Here is a 19,084-nt window from a genome sequence, read left to right on the forward strand (position 1 = left end):
TTCTGACGTTAACCTCGGTTCACATTCGTGTACTCATAGGAGGTCTGAGTGTCTTCGCTGTCCGTGACCGGCACCCGCCCGGTTCTCGCCGACCTCGTTCCCGGCGCACTGGTCCGTGACGCGGTCCTGGTCGCCGGTGGTGCCGCCCTCACCGGTGCGGCCGCGCAGATCCTGATCCCGGTGCCCGGCTCCCCGGTGCCGATGACCGGCCAGACGTTCGCCGCCCTGCTGGTCGGCGCCGCGCTCGGCTGGAAGCGCGGCGCGCTGTCGATGGCGCTGTACCTCGCCGTCGGCGCGGCCGGATTCGGCTGGTTCCAGAACGGTTCTTCCGGCCTGTTCGGCGCCAGCGCCGGCTACATCGTCGGCTTCGTGCTCGCGGGCGCGCTGGTCGGCGCGCTCGCCGGCCGCGGCGGTGACCGCACGCCGTTGCGCACGGCGGGGACGATGGTGCTGGGCAACCTCGCCATCTACTCGGTCGGCGTGCCGTGGCTGATGGCGTCGACCGGCTTCGGCCTGTCGACCGCGCTCGAAAAGGGTGTCGTGCCGTTCCTGATCGGGGACGCGCTGAAGATCGCCGTCGCGGCGGCGCTGCTTCCGGCCACCTGGGCGCTGGTCTCGCGCTTCCGTAAGGAGTCGTGACCGGTCCTTTCACCGCCCCAAGAGCTGCCATGAACGGTCCGTTCCTTGCAAATTTGGCAAGGAACGGACCGTTCATCGCACGGGGCGGACGAACTTGACGGTGCTCCCGGCTATCGTCTTGTCCCGTGCCCTCCCGTGCTGATTTCCCCGGTGTCCTCGAACTCCTGACCCACGCGGTCGAGTCCGTGGGCGGTGCCGAGCGCGAGGGCCAGGTCAAGATGGCGGACGCCGTCGGCCGCGCCATCCGCACCGGCGAGCATCTGGCCGTCCAGGCGGGCACGGGCACCGGGAAGTCGTTGGCCTATCTCGTCCCCGCGATCCGGCACGCGGTCGAGAAGGAGGCCACGGTCGTGGTCTCCACGGCCACCATCGCGTTGCAGCGCCAGCTCGTCGACAGGGATCTCCCCCGGCTGGCGAAGGCGCTCAAGAAACCCCTCGGCCGCGAGCCCACCTTCGCGATCCTGAAGGGCCGCCGTAACTACCTCTGCCTCCACCGGCTCGATTCCGGCGCCCCGGACGAGCCGGAGGATCAGCAGCTGTTCGACCCGTTCGCCGTCTCCCGGCTCGGCAAGGAGGTCACCCGGCTGCGGGAATGGTCGTCCGACACCGAAACCGGTGATCGCGACGAGCTGGTCCCCGGCGTTTCGGACCAGGCGTGGCGCCAGGTGTCGGTCACCGCCAAGGAATGCCTGGGCGCCTCGCGCTGCCCCATCGGCACGGACTGTTTCGCCGAGCGGTCCCGCGCCGAGGCGGGCAAGGCCGACGTCGTGGTCACCAACCACGCGCTGCTGGCGATCGACGCGCTGCAGGGCTATCAAGTGCTTCCGGAGCACGACCTGGTGATCATCGACGAGGCACACGACCTGGTGGACCGCGTGACCTCCGTGGCGACCGGCGAGCTGACCAGCGGCATGGTCTCCGCCGCCGCCCGGCGCTGCGGGAAGCTGGTCGACGACGACGTGGCCGATCAGTTGCTGGAGGCGAGCGACGGGCTGGCCCTGATCCTCGACGACCTGCCCTCGGGCCGCATGGACTCGCTGCCCCAGGCCCTCACCGGCGCGATCCCCGCGGTCCGCGACGCCGCGCATCGCTGCCTCACCGCGCTCGGCAAGGATCGCAAGGAGGACGTCGACGAGGCCACCGCGCGGAAGCTGGCGCGATCACTGCTCGAAGAGGTCCACGACACCGCGGTCCGGCTGCTGGAGGCCTTCGACGACGACAAGGCGCACCAGCGTGACGTCGTCTGGCTGACCGGGGATCGCTTCTCCACGAACCCGCGCCCGCCCGCGCTGAAGGTCGCCCCGCTGGGTGTCGCCGGTCTGCTGCGGGAGCGGGTCTTCAACCAGCACACGACCGTCCTCACCTCGGCGACGCTGACCTTGGGCGGCACGTTCGACACCATGGCCCGGCAGTGGGGTCTCCCGCCCGGCGGGGCCAGGGTCGAGAAGGCGCCGGGAGCGGCGACCGACAAGGCCGCCCCCGCCGACGCCGACGACGCGGACGGCCCGAAGTGGACCGGCCTCGACGTCGGCTCCCCGTTCGACCACAAACGCAACGGCATCCTCTACCTGGCCAAGCATCTGCCGCCGCCGGGACGGGACGGGTTGCAGCCCTCGACCATGGACGAGCTGGCCGAGCTGATCGAGGCCGCGGGCGGGCGCACGCTCGGCCTGTTCTCCTCGATGCGCGCGGCGAAGCAGGCGACGGAGGAGATGCGCGAGCGGCTCGACCTGCCGATCCTCTGCCAGGGCGACGACGCCACCGGCCTCCTGGTGCAGAAGTTCTCCGAGGACGCGCGCACCTGCCTGTTCGGCACGCTTTCGCTGTGGCAGGGCGTCGACGTGCCCGGTCCGTCGCTCCAGCTCGTCGTGGTCGACAGGATCCCGTTCCCTCGCCCGGACGATCCGGTCTCGTCGGCGCGGCAGCGGGCCGTGGAGGCCAGGGGCGGCAACGGGTTCCTCACCGTCGCGGCCACACATGCCGCGCTGCTGCTCGCGCAGGGCACCGGACGGCTGCACCGTTCGGTCAGCGATCGCGGCGTCGTGGCGATCCTGGATTCGCGGCTGGCCACCGCCCGCTACGGCGGATTCCTGCGTGCCTCGCTGCCGCCGTTCTGGCCGACCATGGACCCGAAGGTCGCCCGCGACGCGCTGCGCCGCCTCGACGCCGCCGCCCCGGCCTGAGTGGCCTGGCACACGGCCGAGTACCGTTAACGGAACGCCGAAGACAGGGAGAACCGGTTGTCCCACGAGTCGCCCAACGCACAATCCCGGACCGTCAGCGTCGATGACACCGGAGTGCGGCGCCAGCTCGCGGACGGCAGCGAGGAAGCCGTCACGTGGTCCGAGCTGTCCGCGGTGGTGGTCAGAGTGATCCCTGAAGGCCCGTGGAAGGAAGACGTCTTCTTCATGCTCGCCGGCGCCGACGGGAAGGGCACCGCGATTCCCAGCGGTGACCCCGCCGCCGACGCGCTGATCGAGCGGTTGCAGACGCTGCCCGGCTTCGACAACGAGAAGTTCATCGAGGCCATGACCACCGACGCCGACGAGGCGTACGTGGTCTGGAGCGCCGAAGGCCACCCCGCCAAACACTGAGCCGAGTGCTATGAACGGTCCGTTCCTTGCAAAATTTGCCAGGAACGGACCGTTCATAGCATCCGGTGGCGGCTACTCGACCGGGAAGCTTTCCGTGACCGGGATGCCCTTCTTCAGGGTCCGGCTCACCGTGCACAGCCGCTCGATGGCGCGATCCACAGCCGCCGCGAGCGCCTCCCGCTCCGAAGCGGGCAGCGAGGACACGTCGACGTCGAAGGCCACATGGACCGCGTCGAGCTCCGAAGCGTCTTCGCGCCGATCCGCGGTCACGCCGACCCGGAACTTCGAGTCCTCCCCGATCCGGCGCGTGATGAGGTTCTCGGCGGTGACGGCCGAACAGCCCGCCGCGGCGATCTGCAGCAGTTCGGCGGGTGAGAAGGCGCCCTCGGCCCCCTTGCGGCCGATCACGACCTCGGCACCGCGTTCGTTGCGGCCGATGAAGCGGTGCTCACCGTCGCGCTGGACTTCCAAAGACACGGTTCTCCCTTTCAGAGTGGCGGCAGCCTGGGGGCGATCTCGCCGGCGAGCCGTTCCGCGGCCGGGCACATCTCCTGCGGCGGCTCGACCTTGCTCGCGACGTAGATCTCCACCGTCTCGATCATGGCACGACCGTCGCCGGTGAAGCCCTGGTGCGGGATCTCCGCCTGACAAGCCTTCCACTCGGGAGCCACTTCGACGAAGGCTTCCCGTGATCCGAGAGCGACGCGTCTGCCCTCGTCCTCGAAGGGCACCTGCTCCCGTTCGAACCGGATCGTCACCTCGGTCTCACGATGGTTCCAGTAACACTCCCAGTTGCCGAAGACCGGATCCGGGGTGGCCGGGCCGCCGACGATCGCCTGCGGCAGGTTCCCGCCCAGCGCGCAGGCGTCGAGAGTCCCGAGCGAGCCGGCGGGGAAGGGGGCCGGACGCCGTTCGAGCGGTCCGCGGTTCAGCACCCCGGCGGCGTGCGAGGCGACCGCGTCGGCGTAGTCGCACAGGTGCGCGTGCCAGTTCCGGACGTGCCGGGAGTGCACCCAGATCTGGTTGCCGTCCGGCAGCTCGATGGCCCGCTGGCACTTCTCTTCGGTGTCGCTCGGCCACTCGCGCACGCGCAGCTGCCCGGGCGGGGGCTTCTCCAGCATCGGTGACCCCGGGATGGTCAGTTCGAGCCGGACGTCGACGACGTCCTGTTCGTCCGGGGTCAGCCTCACCAGGACACCGCAGGCGTTGAAGTTGCCGCCGGCCGTGTCGAGCCGCGGGGTCCCGAGGTGGTTCAGCGCGGACGGGTCCACCAGCGCGCAGGGGTCGGCGGTGCGCGGGTCGCCGACCGAGTTCATGGGCGTGGGGCCCGCCGCGATCGACGCGGGTTCCCTCGTGGCGTAGAGCAGGCCACCGGTCAGCATCAGGACCGCCGCGACCGCCGCGATCACGAAGGCGCGTCTGTTCACCCGGAACCGTCGCGTCCGTACGGGACCGTCGACGTCCGCGACTTCGGACAGGAGTGCGGCGGCGCGGACGGCGTCCGGCCGCCCGCCGGGTTTGCGCCGCAGCAGTTCGGTCAGCGCGGGAGCCAGCGGCCCCGCCCGCCGGAGCGGCTCCAGGGTGTAGGCCGTCGCCCGCCGGAGCTGCACGAACGGGCCCACGTTCGCGTCTCCCCACACCGAGGTTCCCTCGACAGCGGCGAATAGGGTGGCACCGAGCGAGAACACGTCCGCCGCCGCGCCCGCCGGCCGCCCTTCGGCCATCTCGGGCGCGACGTAGCCGGGAGTGCCGACGTCGAGCCCGCCGCCGGTGCGGGTCACCTCCGCCCATTGCGCGATGCCCAGGTCGGTGAGTTTGGCGGTGCCGTCGTCGGCCACCAGGACGTTGCCCGGTTTGAGGTCGCGGTGGACCATGCCCTTCTCGTGCATCGCCGCGAGCGCGGCGGCGAGCTGGACGCCGATCTTGGCCACCTTGCCGGGCGGCAGCGGCCCGTCGGAGTCGATGACGTCGGCGAGGCTGCGCGAGGGCAGGTACTCCATCACGAGCCAGCGATCGTCACCGTCGATCACGGCGTCGAACACGGTGACCACGTTCGGATGATGCAGGCCCGCGCCGATCCGCGCCTCGCGCCGGATCTGACCGCTGTCCCCGGCCTGCGAACGTTTGAGAGCGACGACCCGCCCGAGGTCCAGATCGGTGGCACGCCAGACCACACCCATACCCCCGGCGCCGATCCGCTCCTCCAAGCGGTAGCGCCCGGCGATCAGCCGATCACCCATGCGGGGAGTATAGGAGCTAAGCCCTTTGGGCTATGACCGTGACCGTTCCGGGATCGACTTCGGTGAACCCGGCGTCCCGGACCGCGACGACACCGTCCCGGCGCCACGAGCCTTCGGGATCCTCGACCGGGCAAAGCGCCTTCCAGGTCGCGACCGGCGGCGTCCGCACCGAGCACCGGAACCCCGTCGCCGCCCAGGCGGCCTGTTCGGCTTCGTCGAGCAGTGAGGCCAGAATCATCGTCGCGTGCCCGACCTGTGCCGCGCCCTTGCCGACGGTCATCGAGACCTCGGGGTTCAGCAGCAAGCGCGGAAGACCGTCCGGCGCGGGCCCCGGCTCGTCGGCGGGGAGTTCGCTCCCGGAGATCTGCAATCGCGAGACCTCCTTCGGCGTCTCGACGACACGGCAAGGCAGCAACGCCCGCGCCTCGGCGCCGTCGACCTCGACCGTGATGCCCGGAAGTTCCTGGACCGCCTGCCAGTGCGCGCCGCGCGCCCGCCGGGCGACCTTGCGGATCCGGCCGTCGACCCACGCCTTGAGCGGCTCGTGCCATTCGCCTTCGGGCCGGGCGCGTTCGTCGAGGCAGACCGCGACCGCGGCGGCCGCGGCGGCCTCCAGCAACGCGGTCCGGGACGGCGGTTCGGCCCGTTCCATCCGCAGGATCACCGGCATGGCCCGGACCTCGGCGGGGTCCTCGTCCGAGGTGTCCACGGTGCTTTCCGCGGGGAGGCCGAGCCAGTACGCGTAGCGCGCGGCCAGCGGATCGAGCACGCTCATGGCCGCGACAGTTCGAGACCGTCGGCCGCGTCGGCCGCCTCGATCTCGGCCCTGGTGACGCCGAGCAGGAACAGCACGGCGTCGAGGTACGGGTGGGAGAGGGCGGTGTCGGCGACCTCGCGCAGCGCGGGCTTCGCGTTGAAGGCGACACCCATCCCGGCGACCGACAGCATGTCGATGTCGTTCGCCCCGTCACCGACGGCGACGCACTGCTCCAGCGAGATCTCGTACTCCTCGGCGAACCGGCGCAGCGCCACCGCCTTGCCCGCGCGGTCGACGATGTCCCCGATCACCCGGCCGGTGAGTTTGCCGTCGACGACTTCGAGTTCGTTCGCGGCGGCGAAGTCGAGGCCGAGGTCGTCCACAAGGGACTGGATGATCTTGGTGAACCCACCGGAAACGACCCCGCAGCGGAAGCCCATCCTCTTCAGCGTGCGGATGGTCGTGCGCGCGCCCGGGGTGAGCTCGATGGACGCGGCGACCTCGTCCAGCACCGTCTCCGGCAGCCCTTCCAGGAGCGCGACCCGGCGCTCCAGCGACTCGCCGAAGTTCAGCTCGCCGCGCATCGCGGCCTCGGTGATCTCGCGGACCTGCGGTTCGACCCCGGCGTGCGCGCCGAGCATCTCGATGACCTCGCCCTGGATGAGTGTGGAGTCGACGTCGAAGACGACCAGGCGCTTGGCGCGGCGGGCGAGCCCGGCCCGCTCGACCGAGATGTCGATCCCGGCCTCGACGGCGGCGTCCGCCAGCGCGGTGCGCAGCGCGGCATCGGCCTCCGGGGTGTCCTGGGCGAGCGAGGCGTACAGCTCCAGCCCGGTCACCGGGTAGTCGGCGACGCTGCGGATCGAGTCGATGTTGACGTCCAGCGCGGCGAGCCGTCGCGCGACGTCGGAGAACGCGCGCGCGGTCACCGGGCGGCCGAGCATCAGCAGGACATGCGTCGAGTCCTTCTGGCCGATGGCGAACGGGTCGGCGCCGATGGCCGAGCCGATCTTCACCTCGACCTCCATCCCGACCGACGCCATCGCCTGCTCGACGTACTCCTGCAGGCCCTCGGGGTCGCGGTACACGCCGGCGAGCACGCCGAGCACCAGCTGGCCGCGGATGACGACCTGCTCGACATCGAGGACGTCGACGTCGTGGCGCGACAGCACGGCGAACAGCACCGAGGACACACCCGGCTTGTCGGGTCCGGTGGTGGTGATGAGAACTGGTGTCTGCGTCACGAAGGTCAGTCTCCCTCAGCCGGGCAAAAAAATGGCGCGTGCCTTGCCCCTGTGTGAGGCAAGGCACGCGCCATTTCCGCTTATCGGGTCACTTCTCGCTGGAGTTGTCCTCGGAGTGGTCACCCGGCATGGCCGCCTCGGTGAGCACCTGGGACGGCGCCCGGTGGGTGTTGACCTTCTGCTTCCCGAAGAAACCGATCTCACCCTCCTTGTGGATGCGCTCCATCATGTGCGGGTAGTGCAGCTCGAACGCCGGACGCTCGGACCGGATCCGCGGCAGCTCGGTGAAGTTGTGCCGCGGCGGCGGGCAGGACGTCGCCCATTCGAGCGAGTTGCCGTAGCCCCACGGGTCGTCCACCGTGACGATCTCGCCGTACCGGTAGCTCTTGAAGACGTTCCAGATGAACGGCAGCGTCGAGGCACCGAGGATGTACGCGCCGATCGTGGAGATCGTGTTCAGCGTGGTGAACCCGTCGGACTGCAGGTAGTCCGCGTACCGGCGCGGCATGCCTTCGGCGCCGAGCCAGTGCTGCACCAGGAACGTGGCGTGGAAGCCGATGAACGTGGTCCAGAAGTGCCACTTGCCGAGCTTCTCGTCCATCATGCGGCCGGTGATCTTCGGGAACCAGAAGTAGATCCCGGCGAACGTGGCGAACACGATCGTGCCGTAGAGCACGTAGTGGAAGTGCGCGACGACGAAGTAACTGTCGGACACGTGGAAGTCGATCGCCGGCGCGGCCAGCATGATGCCGGTCAGACCGCCGAAGAGGAACGTGACGATGAAGCCCATCGAGAAGATCATCGGCGTCTCGAAGGACAGCTGGCCCTTCCACATCGTGCCGATCCAGTTGAAGAACTTCACGCCGGTGGGGACCGCGATCAGGAAGGTCATGAAGGAGAAGAACGGCAGCAGCACGGCGCCGGTCGCGTACATGTGGTGCGCCCACACGGCCACCGACAGCGCGGCGATCGCCAGCGTCGCCCAGACCAGGCCCTTGTAGCCGAAGATCGGCTTGCGGCTGAAGACCGGGAAGATCTCCGACACGATCCCGAAGAACGGTAGCGCGACGATATAGACCTCTGGATGGCCGAAGAACCAGAACAGGTGCTGCCAGAGGATCACGCCGCCGTTCGCGGGGTCGAACACGTGCGCCCCGAGATGCCGGTCCGCCAGCAGGCCCATCAGGGCCGCGGTCAGGATCGGGAACGCCAGCAGGATCAGGATGCTGGTGACCAGGATGTTCCAGGTGAAGATCGGCATCCGGTACATCGTCATACCGGGGGCGCGCAGGCAGACCACCGTGGTGATCATGTTGACGCCACCGAGGATGGTGCCGAGACCGGACACGACCAGACCGGAGATCCACAGGTCGGCACCGACGCCGGGCGAGTGGATGGCGTCCGACAGCGGGGTGTAGGCGAACCAGCCGAAGTCGGCGGCGCCACCCGGGGTCAGGAAGCCGGACATCACGATCAGGCCGCCGAAGAGGTACAGCCAGTACGAGAACGCGTTCAGCCGCGGGAAGGCGACGTCGGGCGAACCGATCTGCAGCGGCAGGATGAAGTTCGCGAAACCGAAGAGGATCGGCGTCGCGTACAGCAGCAGCATGATCGTGCCGTGCATGGTGAACAGCTGGTTGTACTGCTCCTGCGAAAGGAACTGCTGCCCGGGACGCGCCAGCTCGGAGCGGATCAGCATCGCCATCGCGCCGCCCACCATGAAGAAGGCGAACGACGTGACCAGGTACATGATGCCGATTTGCTTGTGGTCCGTCGTGCGGAACAACCGCAGCAGGTACGAACCCTTAACCGACTCGCGCGCGGGATACGGGCGCGTGGCGATCGGCTTGGGGGCTACGGCCGTCACTCCTGCCTCCAACACTCAAACCTTGTGGTGGTCAATTTGCGGTCGCCGGGCGGATTCGGGACCCACTCCGGCGGCTAGTGGGGATCGTAGCCCTCACTACCGACAGTCGCGCGCACCGGCTGGCAAGATCGGGCCGTGACCGACGAACACACTCGTGCGGGAGTGGCCGCGGCGGTCGCCGTCGGTGCCCGGTACGGGCTCCCGACCGGCGCCCCCGAGGTCCTGCATTTCAAGTCGAACGTGCTGGTGAGACTGGGTCCGGTGGTGGCACGGGTGCCCGGCACGACGCGTTTCGCCCGTACCTCGCCCGAAGACTGGCTCAGGCGCGACGTCGAGGTGTCGAGGTACCTCACGGAACGTGGTGTGCTCGTCGTCTCACCCACCACGGATCCCCCGGCGGGACCGCATTTCGCGGACGGCCTCCCGGTCACTCTCTGGCACTACACGCCGCACGAACCGGGGCACACGCTGCCGCCGCGCGAGGTGGCGCTTTCGCTCGCCCGGGTGCACGACGCGCTCGCGGACTACCCCGGTGAGCTGCCCGGACTCGGGCCGGTCCGGGAACTCCGCACGCTGCTCGACCGGCACGGTGCTCTCCTGGGCGGCGCGGCGCCCCGGTTGTCCGAGGAACTCGAACGAGTCGCGGCGGCGCTTCCGGACGGTGAGGCCCGGCCGCTGCACGGCGACGCCCATCGGGGAAACGTCGTCGCGACGGCGGCCGGACCATGCTGGCTCGATTTCGAGGACACCTGGCGCGGGCCGCTCGGCTGGGACCTCGGCGTGCTGTTCGCGGAGGCCGGGCACGAGACGTTGGCCGCGTACCCGGCCGATGTGCCGCCCGCGTCGCTGGAGCCGTTCATCGCGTTGCGGCGGTTGTTCGAGATCCCCTGGCGGTTCGTCATCGCGCGGCGGTTCCCCGAGCGGCTCCCTGAGGCCGAAGCCGCTCTGGAGCGCTACTTCTCCCGCGTTTAGTCCTCTGAACGCGGTCGTTGCACGCGCAAGTACCGCATCAAGAGGACTAAACGCGGGAGATCAGGAGCCGAGCCGCCACGTCGGCACCGTCCGTCCGGACCTCCCCGCCCACCTGGCGCGCCCGCTCGGCGACGTCGGGCCGCAACACCTCGCCCAGAGCGAACGTGAGCGCTTCGGCGGAGGGCTCACCGGTGATCGACGTCCCCACCCCCAGTTCCCCGACCCGCCGCGCGAAGTAGGGCTGATCGAACATCTGCGGGACGAGCACCTGCGGTACCCCGGCCCGGGTCGCAGCCGTCGTCGTGCCGGCGCCGCCGTGATGCACGACCGCCGCGACGCGCGGGAAGAGCGCCTGCTGGTTGACGTCCCCGATGGCGAGGCAATCGGGTTCGTCGTCGATCAGCGCCAGCTCGGTCCAGCCGCGGAACACGATCGCCCGCCGCCCGTGCGCCCGCGCCGACTCGATCATCGCCTTCGCGATCTCCTCGGGAGCGCGGATGCTCCCGAATCCGAAATAGACCGGGGGTTCGCCGTCGTCGAGGAAGGCCTCCAGCTCCGGGGACAACGGACTGTGGTCCGGCAGGATCCAGGCGCCGGTCTGGTGCACGTCGAGCGCCGACGGAGCCCGCCACGGCGCCAGCACCGGATCGGCGGCCAGCCACGGGGATTCGGTGAAGACATGCCCGCGGACGTCGTCGACCGGCGGGAGACCGAGCTTTTCCCGTTGGGCGTTCAGCACGCCGCCCCAGTGCGCGTTCCACCGTTCCGCGTCGTCCGCCCACAGGGCCGGGATGGCGGCGTCGGGATCCTTCGGTGCCCAGCCCGCGAAAACGGGCGGACGATGGTGCAATGACGGCAGCGTTATCGGGCAGTAAGCGGTGAAGAAATAGGGAATCCCTTTTCGCTCGGCCACCGAATGGGCGGCGATGTTCAAAGCCATTCCGGCGACGACGGCGTCACAACCCTCGGCCGCCTCCGGCATCGTCTCGAATTGGCCGACGACCATGGCCTCGGCCATCGCGCGCCGTCCCTCGGGCGTGGCCATCGCCTTGGTCATGGCGGAGTCCGGTTTCGCGGTCGGCCGCAGTTCCGGCCCCAGCGGAACAAAAGAGATCCCGAGACGTTCGGCCCAGTCACGGAAATCGGGCGGTGCGCAAAGCCGGACGTCCTGGCCGAGTTCCCGCAATCGCACCGCCAAGGCGACCAGCGGCTGTACCTCACCCCTCGTCCCGATCGTGGACAGGAGTACACGCATGGGAATCCCCCTTCGGCAAAACGTGAAGGCACGAATTGTGGACCGGGAATGGGGGCTTGCCGCAAGCCCCGGGGTCCGCTATACCTTGGAAGGGGCGAGGGAAACGTTTCTTACGCGGGGTACCAGCCCAAGATCGCTTCGACGACACCGGCCGGATCCTCCAGCGGCGTCAGATGTCCCGCCTCCGGCAGCACCACCAAGGTCGCGTCCGGTAGCGCTTCCACCAGGGCGTTCGCCTCTTCCAGCGGAGTCAGGCCGTCCTCTTCGCCGACCACGACCAACGCCGGCACATTCGCCGAGCGCAGCGTTTCGAACGAATCGGGCCGGGCCGCCATCGCGCGCGCCGCCCACGCGATCCCCGACGGCGGCTGTGTCGTGATCAGTTCACGAAGCCGTCCGACCACCTCCGGGCGTGCGTTTTCGGCGAGCAAGCCGGGCGTGAGGGCTTCGGGCATCCATCCGGCGCCTTCCGCTTCCACCCTGGCCGCGACGTCGTGCCGGGCCCGCGCGGACTCGGGGGCGTCGGCCGACGCCTTCGTGTCGATGAACACGAGCCCGCCCACCCGTTCCGGCGCCAAGCGCAGCACCGCCATCGTCAGGTAGCCGCCCATCGAGCAGCCGCCGAGGACGACCTTGTCGAGGCCGAGCCGGTCGAGCAGCGCCACGACGTCGCGGGCGGCGTCGGCCAGATCCGGCTCCCGATCGGTTTCCGGTAGCGGGCTGCGGCCGAGGCCGCGCTGGTCAGGGGTGATCAGCCGCAGGCGTTCCGACAGCGGCGCGCGGACCGCGTCCCACATGCGGGCGTCGACGGGGAAGGCGTGCAGCAGGACCAGCGGGAGAGCGTTCATGGCGATAATTCTGTCGCACCCTGGCGCTACCGTCAGATCCGTGCTGACTGAGATCAAGACGGAGAGGCTGCTGCTGCGAAGGCTGCGCGAGGCGGACCGCGAGAACATCGTCGCGCTGCAGGCCGATCCGGAGACGAACAAGTTCAACGTCGTGCCGCACACCGTCGAGGGTGCGCGGGAGCTGTACGACGCCTGGATGAAGCAATGGGCCGAGAACGGGTTCGGTTATCTCGCGGTGTCCGCTTTGGACGATCCCGAGGTGATCGTCGGATTCGGCGGCGTCCGGTATCACGAATGGAACGGCGAGCGCGTGCTGAACCTCGCGTACCGCTTCTGGCCGTTCGCCTGGGGCAAGGGCTACGCGACGGAGATGGCGGCCGCCGTCGTCGATTGGGCCGAGCGGGAGATCCCCGACGTCCCGGTGATCGCCAACATCATGGCGTCCAACGTGCCGTCGGTCCGGGTCGCCGAGCGGCTCGGCTTCAAGATCCACACGGAGGAGGAGTTCGAGGGAGCGCCCTCACTGCACATGCGGCGCTGAGTCACCAGCGGCCCGGGCGGCGGCGGGATCGCGCGCTCCAGCACGCCTTGTGCCAATGCCGCCGGTCGGCGACCCCGCCGGTGTCGTCGGCGGGCCAGGCGACCACATGCGGGGTTCCCTGCCGGATCTCGTGGTCGCAACCGGGGCAGCGGTAGTCCTTGGTGGCCTGGGCGCCGGGCACGGTGCGCACCAGCCAGTCGCCGTCGGCGGCTGATTCGGAGCGCGCCCAGCCGGTCGACGCGCCGAGGTCGGGGCGTCCACCGCGTTCGGGCCGGTTACGTCGTGGCACGCCCGAAACGGTATACGGCCGGATGCCGTGTGATCCCGCTCGCTCGGTGTTCGTCCCGCCTGGCGAACACGCGAGTCACGCCCCCAACCACGCGAGTTACGCCTCCAATCACGCGAGTCGCGTCTTCAGTCACGCGAGTCGCGCCTCCAGTCACGCGTGATCCGGCGGCCATCACGGACCGGACGAGCGGCACGTGGTGAAACCGGGCCGCGGGTACCTGACGGCCACCGGATCACGGGTGTCGTCCGTCTGATCACGAGTGTCGTCCATCCGATCACACGTGATTGGAGGCGCAACTCGCGTCGCTGAAGGCGTAACTCGCGTGACTGAAGGCGTAACTCGCGTGACGGAGGGCGTAACTCGCGTGACGGAGGGCGTAACTCGACGGTCAGCCGCCGAAGTAGGCGCCCGGCGTCACCCCGACGGCCCGCCGGAAGGCGGCGACGAACGCGCTCGGCGAGGAGTAGCCGATCCGGCGGGAGACCGCGGTCAGTGGCATGCCCTCCGCCAGCAGCGGCAAGGACGCGCGCAGCCGTGCCTGCACCCGCCACGCGCCGAACGTCGTGCGGCACTCCGTCAGGAACAGGCGCGCGAGGGTGCGTTCGCTCGCGCCGGCGTCGTGGGCGAAGTCCGCGAGGCGGCGCCGGTCGGCTGGATCGGCGATCACCGCTCGCGCGACGGTCAGCGCACGTCCGTCGGACGGCATCGGCACGGTGATCGGCACGACGTCCACCGGCTCGAGCAGGTCGAAGGCGACGGCCTCGGCCCGGCGGCGCGCGTCGTCGCCGAGGTCGGCGGCGCCGAGGTGCTCCAGGAGTTCCCGCAGCAGCGGGCGGACGGCGACGAGCGTCGGCCCCGGCCAGCGCACCGGGCATCGGTCGCGGGCGGCGTAGATCCCCCGCAACACGGTCTGCGCGGTGGCGCCGGTCCGGTGGACGACACCCGCCGGGATCCAGAGCGCCCGCGTCGGCGGCAGCACCCAGTACCGCTCGCCGACGTTCACGCTCAAGATCCCCCGTGCCGCCCAGGCGAGCTGATGGCCGTCGTGCTCGTGCCACGGGAGCCACGTGCCCGCGGGCAGATCCATCTCGCCGAGCACCATCGCCGTCGACATCGGCGGCAGGAGTCCGATTTGCGACATCGCTTGGCAGCCTATCGCCTATCGGTCACCGTTAGCGTCGGATTCATGCCGATGAACCTGGTGCACCGCAAACTCTGCAGTTCCGCGCTGTGGGCGAAGGCCGTCGCCCACGAGATGCCGGGCAACGTCGCCGGCTTCGACCTCGGCGACTCCGTACTGGAGATCGGCCCGGGCTTCGGCGCGACCACGCGCGCCCTGGAAAGTCTCGTTCCCCGGCTCACGGCCATCGAGATCGACGAGGCGTCGGCGGACCTCCTCCAGCGGGAGTTCGACGGCCGGGTGCGGATCGTCCGGGGAGACGGAGCGGCGTTGCCCTTCGAAGACGGCGAGTTCTCGGCGGTCGTCTGTTTCACGATGCTGCACCACGTGCCGACGACGGCGCTGCAGGACTCGATCTTCGCCGAGGCGTTCCGCGTGCTCAGGCCCGGTGGCGTCCTGCGCGCGATCGACAGCCTCGAAAGTCTGCCGTTCCGCCTGCTGCACCTCGGCGACACGATGAACGCGCTCGACCCGGTTTCGCTCTGGCCCCGGCTCACCGACGCCGGCTTCACCGACATCAAGGTCGACCACGTGCCCAAACGCTCCGTGAAGTTCTCGGCCAGGAAGCCCGCCTGACGCGTTTAGTCCTCTAAATGCGGTAGTTGCACACGCAAGGACCGCATTTAGAGGACTAAACGCAGGGGGTCAGCCGCGCGCGAGGACCAACGGGACGAGCTGTTCGGCCGGGGTCAGCGAGCCGTGCTGGCCGACCAGGGAGGACTCGACGGCCTCCGCCAGTTCCCGCACCAGCCCGAACCGCCCCTTCGCCGCCACGACCACGTCACCGATACGCGGGCGGACCCGATCGGAGACCGGCCCGAACCACCCCGCGTCGACGGCCTCGTCGCGCGGAAGGATCCACGCCCGCTCACCGACGACCTCGCGCCACGCGGCCAGGACGTCGGCCTCCGCGCCCGCTTCGCTGTAGACGTGCCGCGCCCGGACCTCGCCGCCGATCGCCCGGACGCCGCCGAGCAGCGCGGGGGTCTCGTCGATGTCGAGCGCGCCCTCGACGGTCACCATGCCGTGGTCGGCCACCACCGCGAGGAGCGCCCCGGCAGGCAGCCCGTCCACAATGGACTCCACCAGCCGGTCGACCTGCCGCAGCTGCATCCTCCACGGCGCCGAACCAGGCCCGTAGATATGGCCCAGCATGTCGAGTTCGCTGTGATAGCCCCAGCAGAACGCGGGCCGCGCTTCGAGGCAGTGCAGGACGCAGGCGGCCAGGTCACCGAGCGCGTGGACGCCCACATAGCGCGCGCCGGACTGCGTCGCCCGGGTGAGCGCGGTGTCGGCGAACTTCGCCGAAGACACCACGCTCGTCGTGATCCCGGCGGCGGCCGCGCGCTCGAACGTCGTCGGCAGCGGCTGCACCTCGCGCGGCGGCAGGGCCCCACGGAGATCGCCGCCGTCCACGTGGCTGCTCCAGCGCAGCGCGTTCAGGACGCCGGTGCCCGGCACCTCGAAGCTGTAGCCGACCAGGCCGTGCTCCCCCGACGCCAGCCCGGTGCCGATCGCGCCGAGACCGGCCGCCGTCGTCGCCGGGAAACCGACCCGCAACGGTGACTTCGCCAACTGGGTGAGCACGGGCGCGTCGGCGGTGTGCTCGGCCAGCAGTTCCCAGCCGAGACCGTCGATGAGCAGGACGCAGGCGCTGGATGCCTCCGCCAGGCTCAACGAGTTGGCGAACCCGTCGGCGCCGAGGGCGGAAAGCACGGACGGGACGACTTGGCCGAGGTGCGGCACGTGCGCCGCGACAGGCAGTTCCACCCGGCCAGCTTGCCATCCCGGCGGCCGGAAGGAGATGGGATAATGCCGGCATGCCGACCTACGCCTACCGCTGCCGCGAATGCGCCGGAACCTTCGAACTGCTGCGGCCGATGAGCGAGTCCGGAGCGCCCGCGCCGTGCCCCGAGGGCCACCAGGACACCGTCAAACTGCTGACGACCGTCGCGCTGACCGGGTCGGCCTCCGGTCCCGCCCCCGTTCCCGCAGGTGGAGGCGGTTGCTGCGGCGGGGGCTGCTGCAGCTGAGCCACCCGTTCGGGTGGCGTAACGTGTGATCGCCCGAATGGCGGGTACCCCCTTCCCACCAGTCTGGAAGCTCCAGTGGTGGGAAGGGAGAAAGTCCAGTGGCCACATCAGCACTGGCGGCCGTCGACTTCGGTCAAGGCGTGTCGAGCGCCTGGAGTTCGGTCGCCACCTTCGTCCCGAAACTGCTCGCGTTCCTGGTCATCCTGTTCATCGGCTGGCTGATCGCCAAGGCGCTCTCTAAGGCCGTGAGCATGGTGCTCGAGAAGGTCGGGTTCAACCGGCTCCTCGAACGCGGGGGCTTCAAACAGATGCTCGCGCGCAGCCAGTTCGACGCGTCGGGCATCATCAGCAAGATCGTCTACTACGCGATTCTGCTGATCGCCCTGCAGTTCGCGTTCGGCGTGTTCGGCCCGAACCCGGTGAGCGCGCTGCTCAACGACATCGTCGCGTGGCTGCCGCGCGCCATCGTCGCGATCGTCATCGTGGTGATCGCCGGCGCTGTCGCGAAGGCGGTCAAGGACCTGATCGGCAACGCCCTCGGCGGTGTCTCCTATGGCAAGGTGCTCGCCACCATCGCCTCGGTGTTCATCTGGGGCCTGGGCGCGATCGCCGCGCTGAACCAGATCGGCGTGGCCACCGCGGTCACGATGCCGGTGCTGATCGCCGTGCTCGCCACGGTCGGCGGGATCGCCGTCGTCGGTGTCGGCGGTGGTCTCATCAAGCCGATGCAGCAGCGCTGGGAGACCTGGCTCGGCCGGGCCGAGGCGGAGATCCCCGCCGCGAAGGCGCAGGCCGAGGCCTACCAGCGCGGCCGCGAGGACGCCGGCCGCTCGGGTGAGGTGCCGACGGAGCGGACGACGGTCAACCAGCCGGTGTCCGCCGGGCACCACGCCGCGAACCCGAACGCGCCGACGCAGCACCAGCAGTTCCCGCCAAGCCAGGGTCAGGTGCCGCAGCACCAGGATCCCGGCCAGCGGCCCCCCGGTGGAAACATGCCCCCTCCGCCGGAGTACCGCTGACCTTCCACGGGAGCGGGTGGGGCGTCCGGCCGCCCTACCCGTTCCCGGTCGGCTGGGGCCGCCGGTCGTCCATCGAGGCGGCCAGCGAACACACGCCGACCAGCCGCGCGGTCATCCAGTCGCTGGTGGTCCAGGCGGACAGATCGGCCGGGATGCGGAACGTCCACCCCTTCGTCTTCGCCTCGTCGAGCAGCCCGCGCGTGTAGCCGGCGAGAAGGACGACCCCGGCGACCGCCGCCGAACCTTCGACCCCCGCCGCGAGGATGTCCCGCACGGCGGCGGAGTGCTGATCGAAGACGGCCGACAGCCCGGGCACGGCCGCGGCGGCGGCCAGCCCGGCGACACCGATCTGCTGGTGCAGCCGGGAAAGCGTGCTACGAGCCGAAGATTCCACCCAGGACGAGACCAGATCTTTCACCCGACCAGGTTAGCCAGGCCGGACGATTTGTCGACATCCCGGTGACGACGATCGCAGAACTCAGCACGCCTTGAGTGCCTGATCGAGGTCGTGCCACAGGTCCTCGACGTCCTCCAGTCCCACCGACATACGGATGAGCCGGTCGGTGACCCCCGCGCCGCGCCGGTCGTCCTCGGCGACGATCCGGTGGCTGATCGAGGCGGGATGCTGGATGAGCGAGTCCACACTCCCGAGGCTGACGGCCGGGGTGATCAGCCGGACCGCGCCGATGAGCGCGTGCGGATCACCGTCGACCTCGAACGCGATCAGCGGACCACCGACGGCCGGATAGTGCACGGCGCTCACGTTCGCGTGACCGCGAAGGCGCTCGACGAGTTCGGCGGCCGTCGCGGACGCGGCGTTGACGCGCAGCGGAAGCGTCGAAAGGCCGCGAAGCAGCATGTACCCGGCAAGCGGGTGCAAGACGCCTCCGGTGGCGAAGCGGATCTGCCGCAGCATGCCCGCGTCTTCGGCGTTGCAAGCGACCACGCCGCCCATGACGTCGCCGTGGCCGCCGAGGAACTTGGTCGCGCTGTGCAGGACGAACCGGGCCCCGTGCCGCCCCGGCCGCTGGAGCACAGGAGTCGCGAAGGTGTTGTCGACCAGCACCGGGACCTCGCCCGCGGCGCGCACGATCTCGGCGATGTCGACCTCGCGCAGGGTCGGGTTCGCGGGCGTTTCGAGCAGCACCAGCCCGGTGCCGGGACGCACTGCGGCGGCGACGCCATCCGGATCGGCCCAGGTCACCTCGGTGCCGAGCAGACCGGACGTGAGCATGTGGTCGGTGCAGCCGTAGACCGGCCGGACGGCGACGACATGCCGCTTGCCCTGCGCGACGGCGGCGAGCAGCGAGGCGGACACCGCCGCCATGCCGGTGGCGAAGGCGACGGCGTCTTCGAACCCTTCGAGTTCGGCCAGCGCCTTCTCGAAGCGTTCGACGGTCGGGTTGCTCAGCCGCCCGTAGACCGGGAGCCCGGACAGCGAGCCCGAGGCGGCGAATTCGTCGATGCGGCCCGCCTCCTCGACACTGTCCCGCGACGGGTACGTCGTGGACAGGTCGAGCGGAGCGGCGTGGACGCCGAGGTCCGTGAGATCGTCACGGCCGGCATGGACGGCTCGGGTACGCAGCGTTGCGGTCATACTCCAGAT

The 19,084-nt window shown here is 70.0% G+C and carries 20 protein-coding genes; 8 read left to right on the forward strand and 12 right to left on the reverse strand.

All coding sequences use genetic code 11. The features are described from left to right. The first annotated feature begins 48 nt into the window (after positions 1-48). The 3 genes from ACOCEP_RS03445 (at position 49) to ACOCEP_RS03455 (ending at position 3,233) form a co-directional block, all read left to right on the forward strand. Entirely contained in the window at positions 49-639 is a 591-nt protein-coding gene (locus ACOCEP_RS03445; protein WP_482335717.1) for a biotin transporter BioY, read from the forward strand. 125 nt (positions 640-764) lie between these two features. Continuing rightward, entirely contained in the window at positions 765-2,822 is a 2,058-nt protein-coding gene (locus ACOCEP_RS03450) for an ATP-dependent DNA helicase (protein ID WP_482335718.1), read from the forward strand. 57 nt (positions 2,823-2,879) lie between these two features. Beyond that, positions 2,880-3,233, forward strand: coding sequence for a hypothetical protein (locus ACOCEP_RS03455; RefSeq protein WP_126732697.1), 354 nt, complete (start codon positions 2,880-2,882; stop codon positions 3,231-3,233). 72 nt (positions 3,234-3,305) lie between these two features. Here ACOCEP_RS03455 and ACOCEP_RS03460 read toward each other — a convergent pair whose 3' ends face one another. From ACOCEP_RS03460 to ctaD, 5 genes are all read right to left on the reverse strand, one after another. Beyond that, complete coding sequence (locus ACOCEP_RS03460; RefSeq protein ID WP_063277126.1) at positions 3,306-3,710, reverse strand: OsmC family protein; 405 nt, start codon at positions 3,708-3,710, stop codon at positions 3,306-3,308. A gap of 11 nt (positions 3,711-3,721) precedes the next feature. Continuing rightward, a complete protein-coding gene (locus ACOCEP_RS03465) occupies positions 3,722-5,473 on the reverse strand; it encodes a serine/threonine-protein kinase (RefSeq protein ID WP_482335720.1) in 1,752 nt (583 codons plus the stop codon). A gap of 16 nt (positions 5,474-5,489) precedes the next feature. Further along, a complete protein-coding gene (locus ACOCEP_RS03470; protein ID WP_482335721.1) occupies positions 5,490-6,248 on the reverse strand; it encodes a peptidyl-tRNA hydrolase in 759 nt (252 codons plus the stop codon). Further along, positions 6,245-7,474 carry a phosphoserine phosphatase SerB gene (serB, locus tag ACOCEP_RS03475; RefSeq protein WP_482335722.1) on the reverse strand — a complete coding sequence of 410 codons (1,230 nt, stop codon included), beginning with the start codon at positions 7,472-7,474 and terminating at the stop codon, positions 6,245-6,247. The genes ACOCEP_RS03470 and serB overlap by 4 nt, the downstream gene beginning before the upstream one ends. Before the next feature lie 88 nt (positions 7,475-7,562). Further along, a complete protein-coding gene (gene ctaD, locus ACOCEP_RS03480) occupies positions 7,563-9,341 on the reverse strand; it encodes an aa3-type cytochrome oxidase subunit I (protein ID WP_016336801.1) in 1,779 nt (592 codons plus the stop codon). Positions 9,342-9,476: 135 nt separating this feature from the next. On the opposite strand from ctaD, the gene ACOCEP_RS03485 reads away from it, so the two are divergent. Continuing rightward, positions 9,477-10,313 carry a phosphotransferase gene (locus ACOCEP_RS03485; protein WP_482335723.1) on the forward strand — a complete coding sequence of 279 codons (837 nt, stop codon included), beginning with the start codon at positions 9,477-9,479 and terminating at the stop codon, positions 10,311-10,313. Positions 10,314-10,359: 46 nt separating this feature from the next. Here the strand turns inward: ACOCEP_RS03485 and ACOCEP_RS03490 are convergent, their stop codons facing one another. Both ACOCEP_RS03490 and ACOCEP_RS03495 read right to left on the reverse strand, forming a co-directional pair. Next, positions 10,360-11,568, reverse strand: coding sequence for a glycosyltransferase (locus ACOCEP_RS03490; protein WP_482335725.1), 1,209 nt, complete (start codon positions 11,566-11,568; stop codon positions 10,360-10,362). Between the two features lie 110 nt (positions 11,569-11,678). Then, positions 11,679-12,416 (reverse strand): alpha/beta fold hydrolase, encoded by a 738-nt coding sequence (locus ACOCEP_RS03495; protein WP_482335726.1) that lies wholly within the window; start codon positions 12,414-12,416, stop codon positions 11,679-11,681. Positions 12,417-12,456: 40 nt separating this feature from the next. Between ACOCEP_RS03495 and ACOCEP_RS03500 the strand changes: the two genes are divergently transcribed. Next, positions 12,457-12,957 (forward strand): GNAT family N-acetyltransferase, encoded by a 501-nt coding sequence (locus ACOCEP_RS03500; RefSeq protein ID WP_482335727.1) that lies wholly within the window; start codon positions 12,457-12,459, stop codon positions 12,955-12,957. Position 12,958: 1 nt separating this feature from the next. Here the strand turns inward: ACOCEP_RS03500 and ACOCEP_RS03505 are convergent, their stop codons facing one another. Continuing rightward, positions 12,959-13,246 (reverse strand): hypothetical protein, encoded by a 288-nt coding sequence (locus ACOCEP_RS03505; protein ID WP_125785093.1) that lies wholly within the window; start codon positions 13,244-13,246, stop codon positions 12,959-12,961. Between the two features lie 388 nt (positions 13,247-13,634). After that, entirely contained in the window at positions 13,635-14,387 is a 753-nt protein-coding gene (locus ACOCEP_RS03510; RefSeq protein WP_482335728.1) for an AraC family transcriptional regulator, read from the reverse strand. A gap of 51 nt (positions 14,388-14,438) precedes the next feature. Between ACOCEP_RS03510 and ACOCEP_RS03515 the strand changes: the two genes are divergently transcribed. Then, complete coding sequence (locus tag ACOCEP_RS03515; RefSeq protein ID WP_482339556.1) at positions 14,439-15,002, forward strand: class I SAM-dependent methyltransferase; 564 nt, start codon at positions 14,439-14,441, stop codon at positions 15,000-15,002. Positions 15,003-15,071: 69 nt separating this feature from the next. On the opposite strand, the gene ACOCEP_RS03520 is transcribed toward ACOCEP_RS03515, so the two are convergent. After that, complete coding sequence (locus ACOCEP_RS03520) at positions 15,072-16,196, reverse strand: alkaline phosphatase family protein (RefSeq protein ID WP_482335730.1); 1,125 nt, start codon at positions 16,194-16,196, stop codon at positions 15,072-15,074. Positions 16,197-16,246: 50 nt separating this feature from the next. Between ACOCEP_RS03520 and ACOCEP_RS03525 the strand changes: the two genes are divergently transcribed. Both ACOCEP_RS03525 and ACOCEP_RS03530 read left to right on the forward strand, forming a co-directional pair. Next, the gene (locus ACOCEP_RS03525) at positions 16,247-16,459 is read left to right on the forward strand and encodes an FmdB family zinc ribbon protein (RefSeq protein WP_038508997.1); all 213 of its coding nucleotides are present in this window, start codon (positions 16,247-16,249) and stop codon (positions 16,457-16,459) included. Between the two features lie 98 nt (positions 16,460-16,557). Continuing rightward, on the forward strand, positions 16,558-17,478 hold the full coding sequence (locus tag ACOCEP_RS03530) for a membrane protein (protein ID WP_482335731.1): 921 nt from the start codon (positions 16,558-16,560) through the stop codon (positions 17,476-17,478). A 34-nt stretch (positions 17,479-17,512) separates the two neighbouring features. Here ACOCEP_RS03530 and ACOCEP_RS03535 read toward each other — a convergent pair whose 3' ends face one another. Further along, positions 17,513-17,896, reverse strand: a complete 384-nt coding sequence (locus ACOCEP_RS03535) for a DUF6401 family natural product biosynthesis protein (RefSeq protein ID WP_482335732.1) — start codon at positions 17,894-17,896, stop codon at positions 17,513-17,515. Positions 17,897-17,956: 60 nt separating this feature from the next. Continuing rightward, complete coding sequence (locus ACOCEP_RS03540; protein WP_482335733.1) at positions 17,957-19,075, reverse strand: trans-sulfuration enzyme family protein; 1,119 nt, start codon at positions 19,073-19,075, stop codon at positions 17,957-17,959. Positions 19,076-19,084 lie beyond the last annotated feature (9 nt).

This window comes from Amycolatopsis sp. CA-211722 (genome assembly GCF_056828465.1).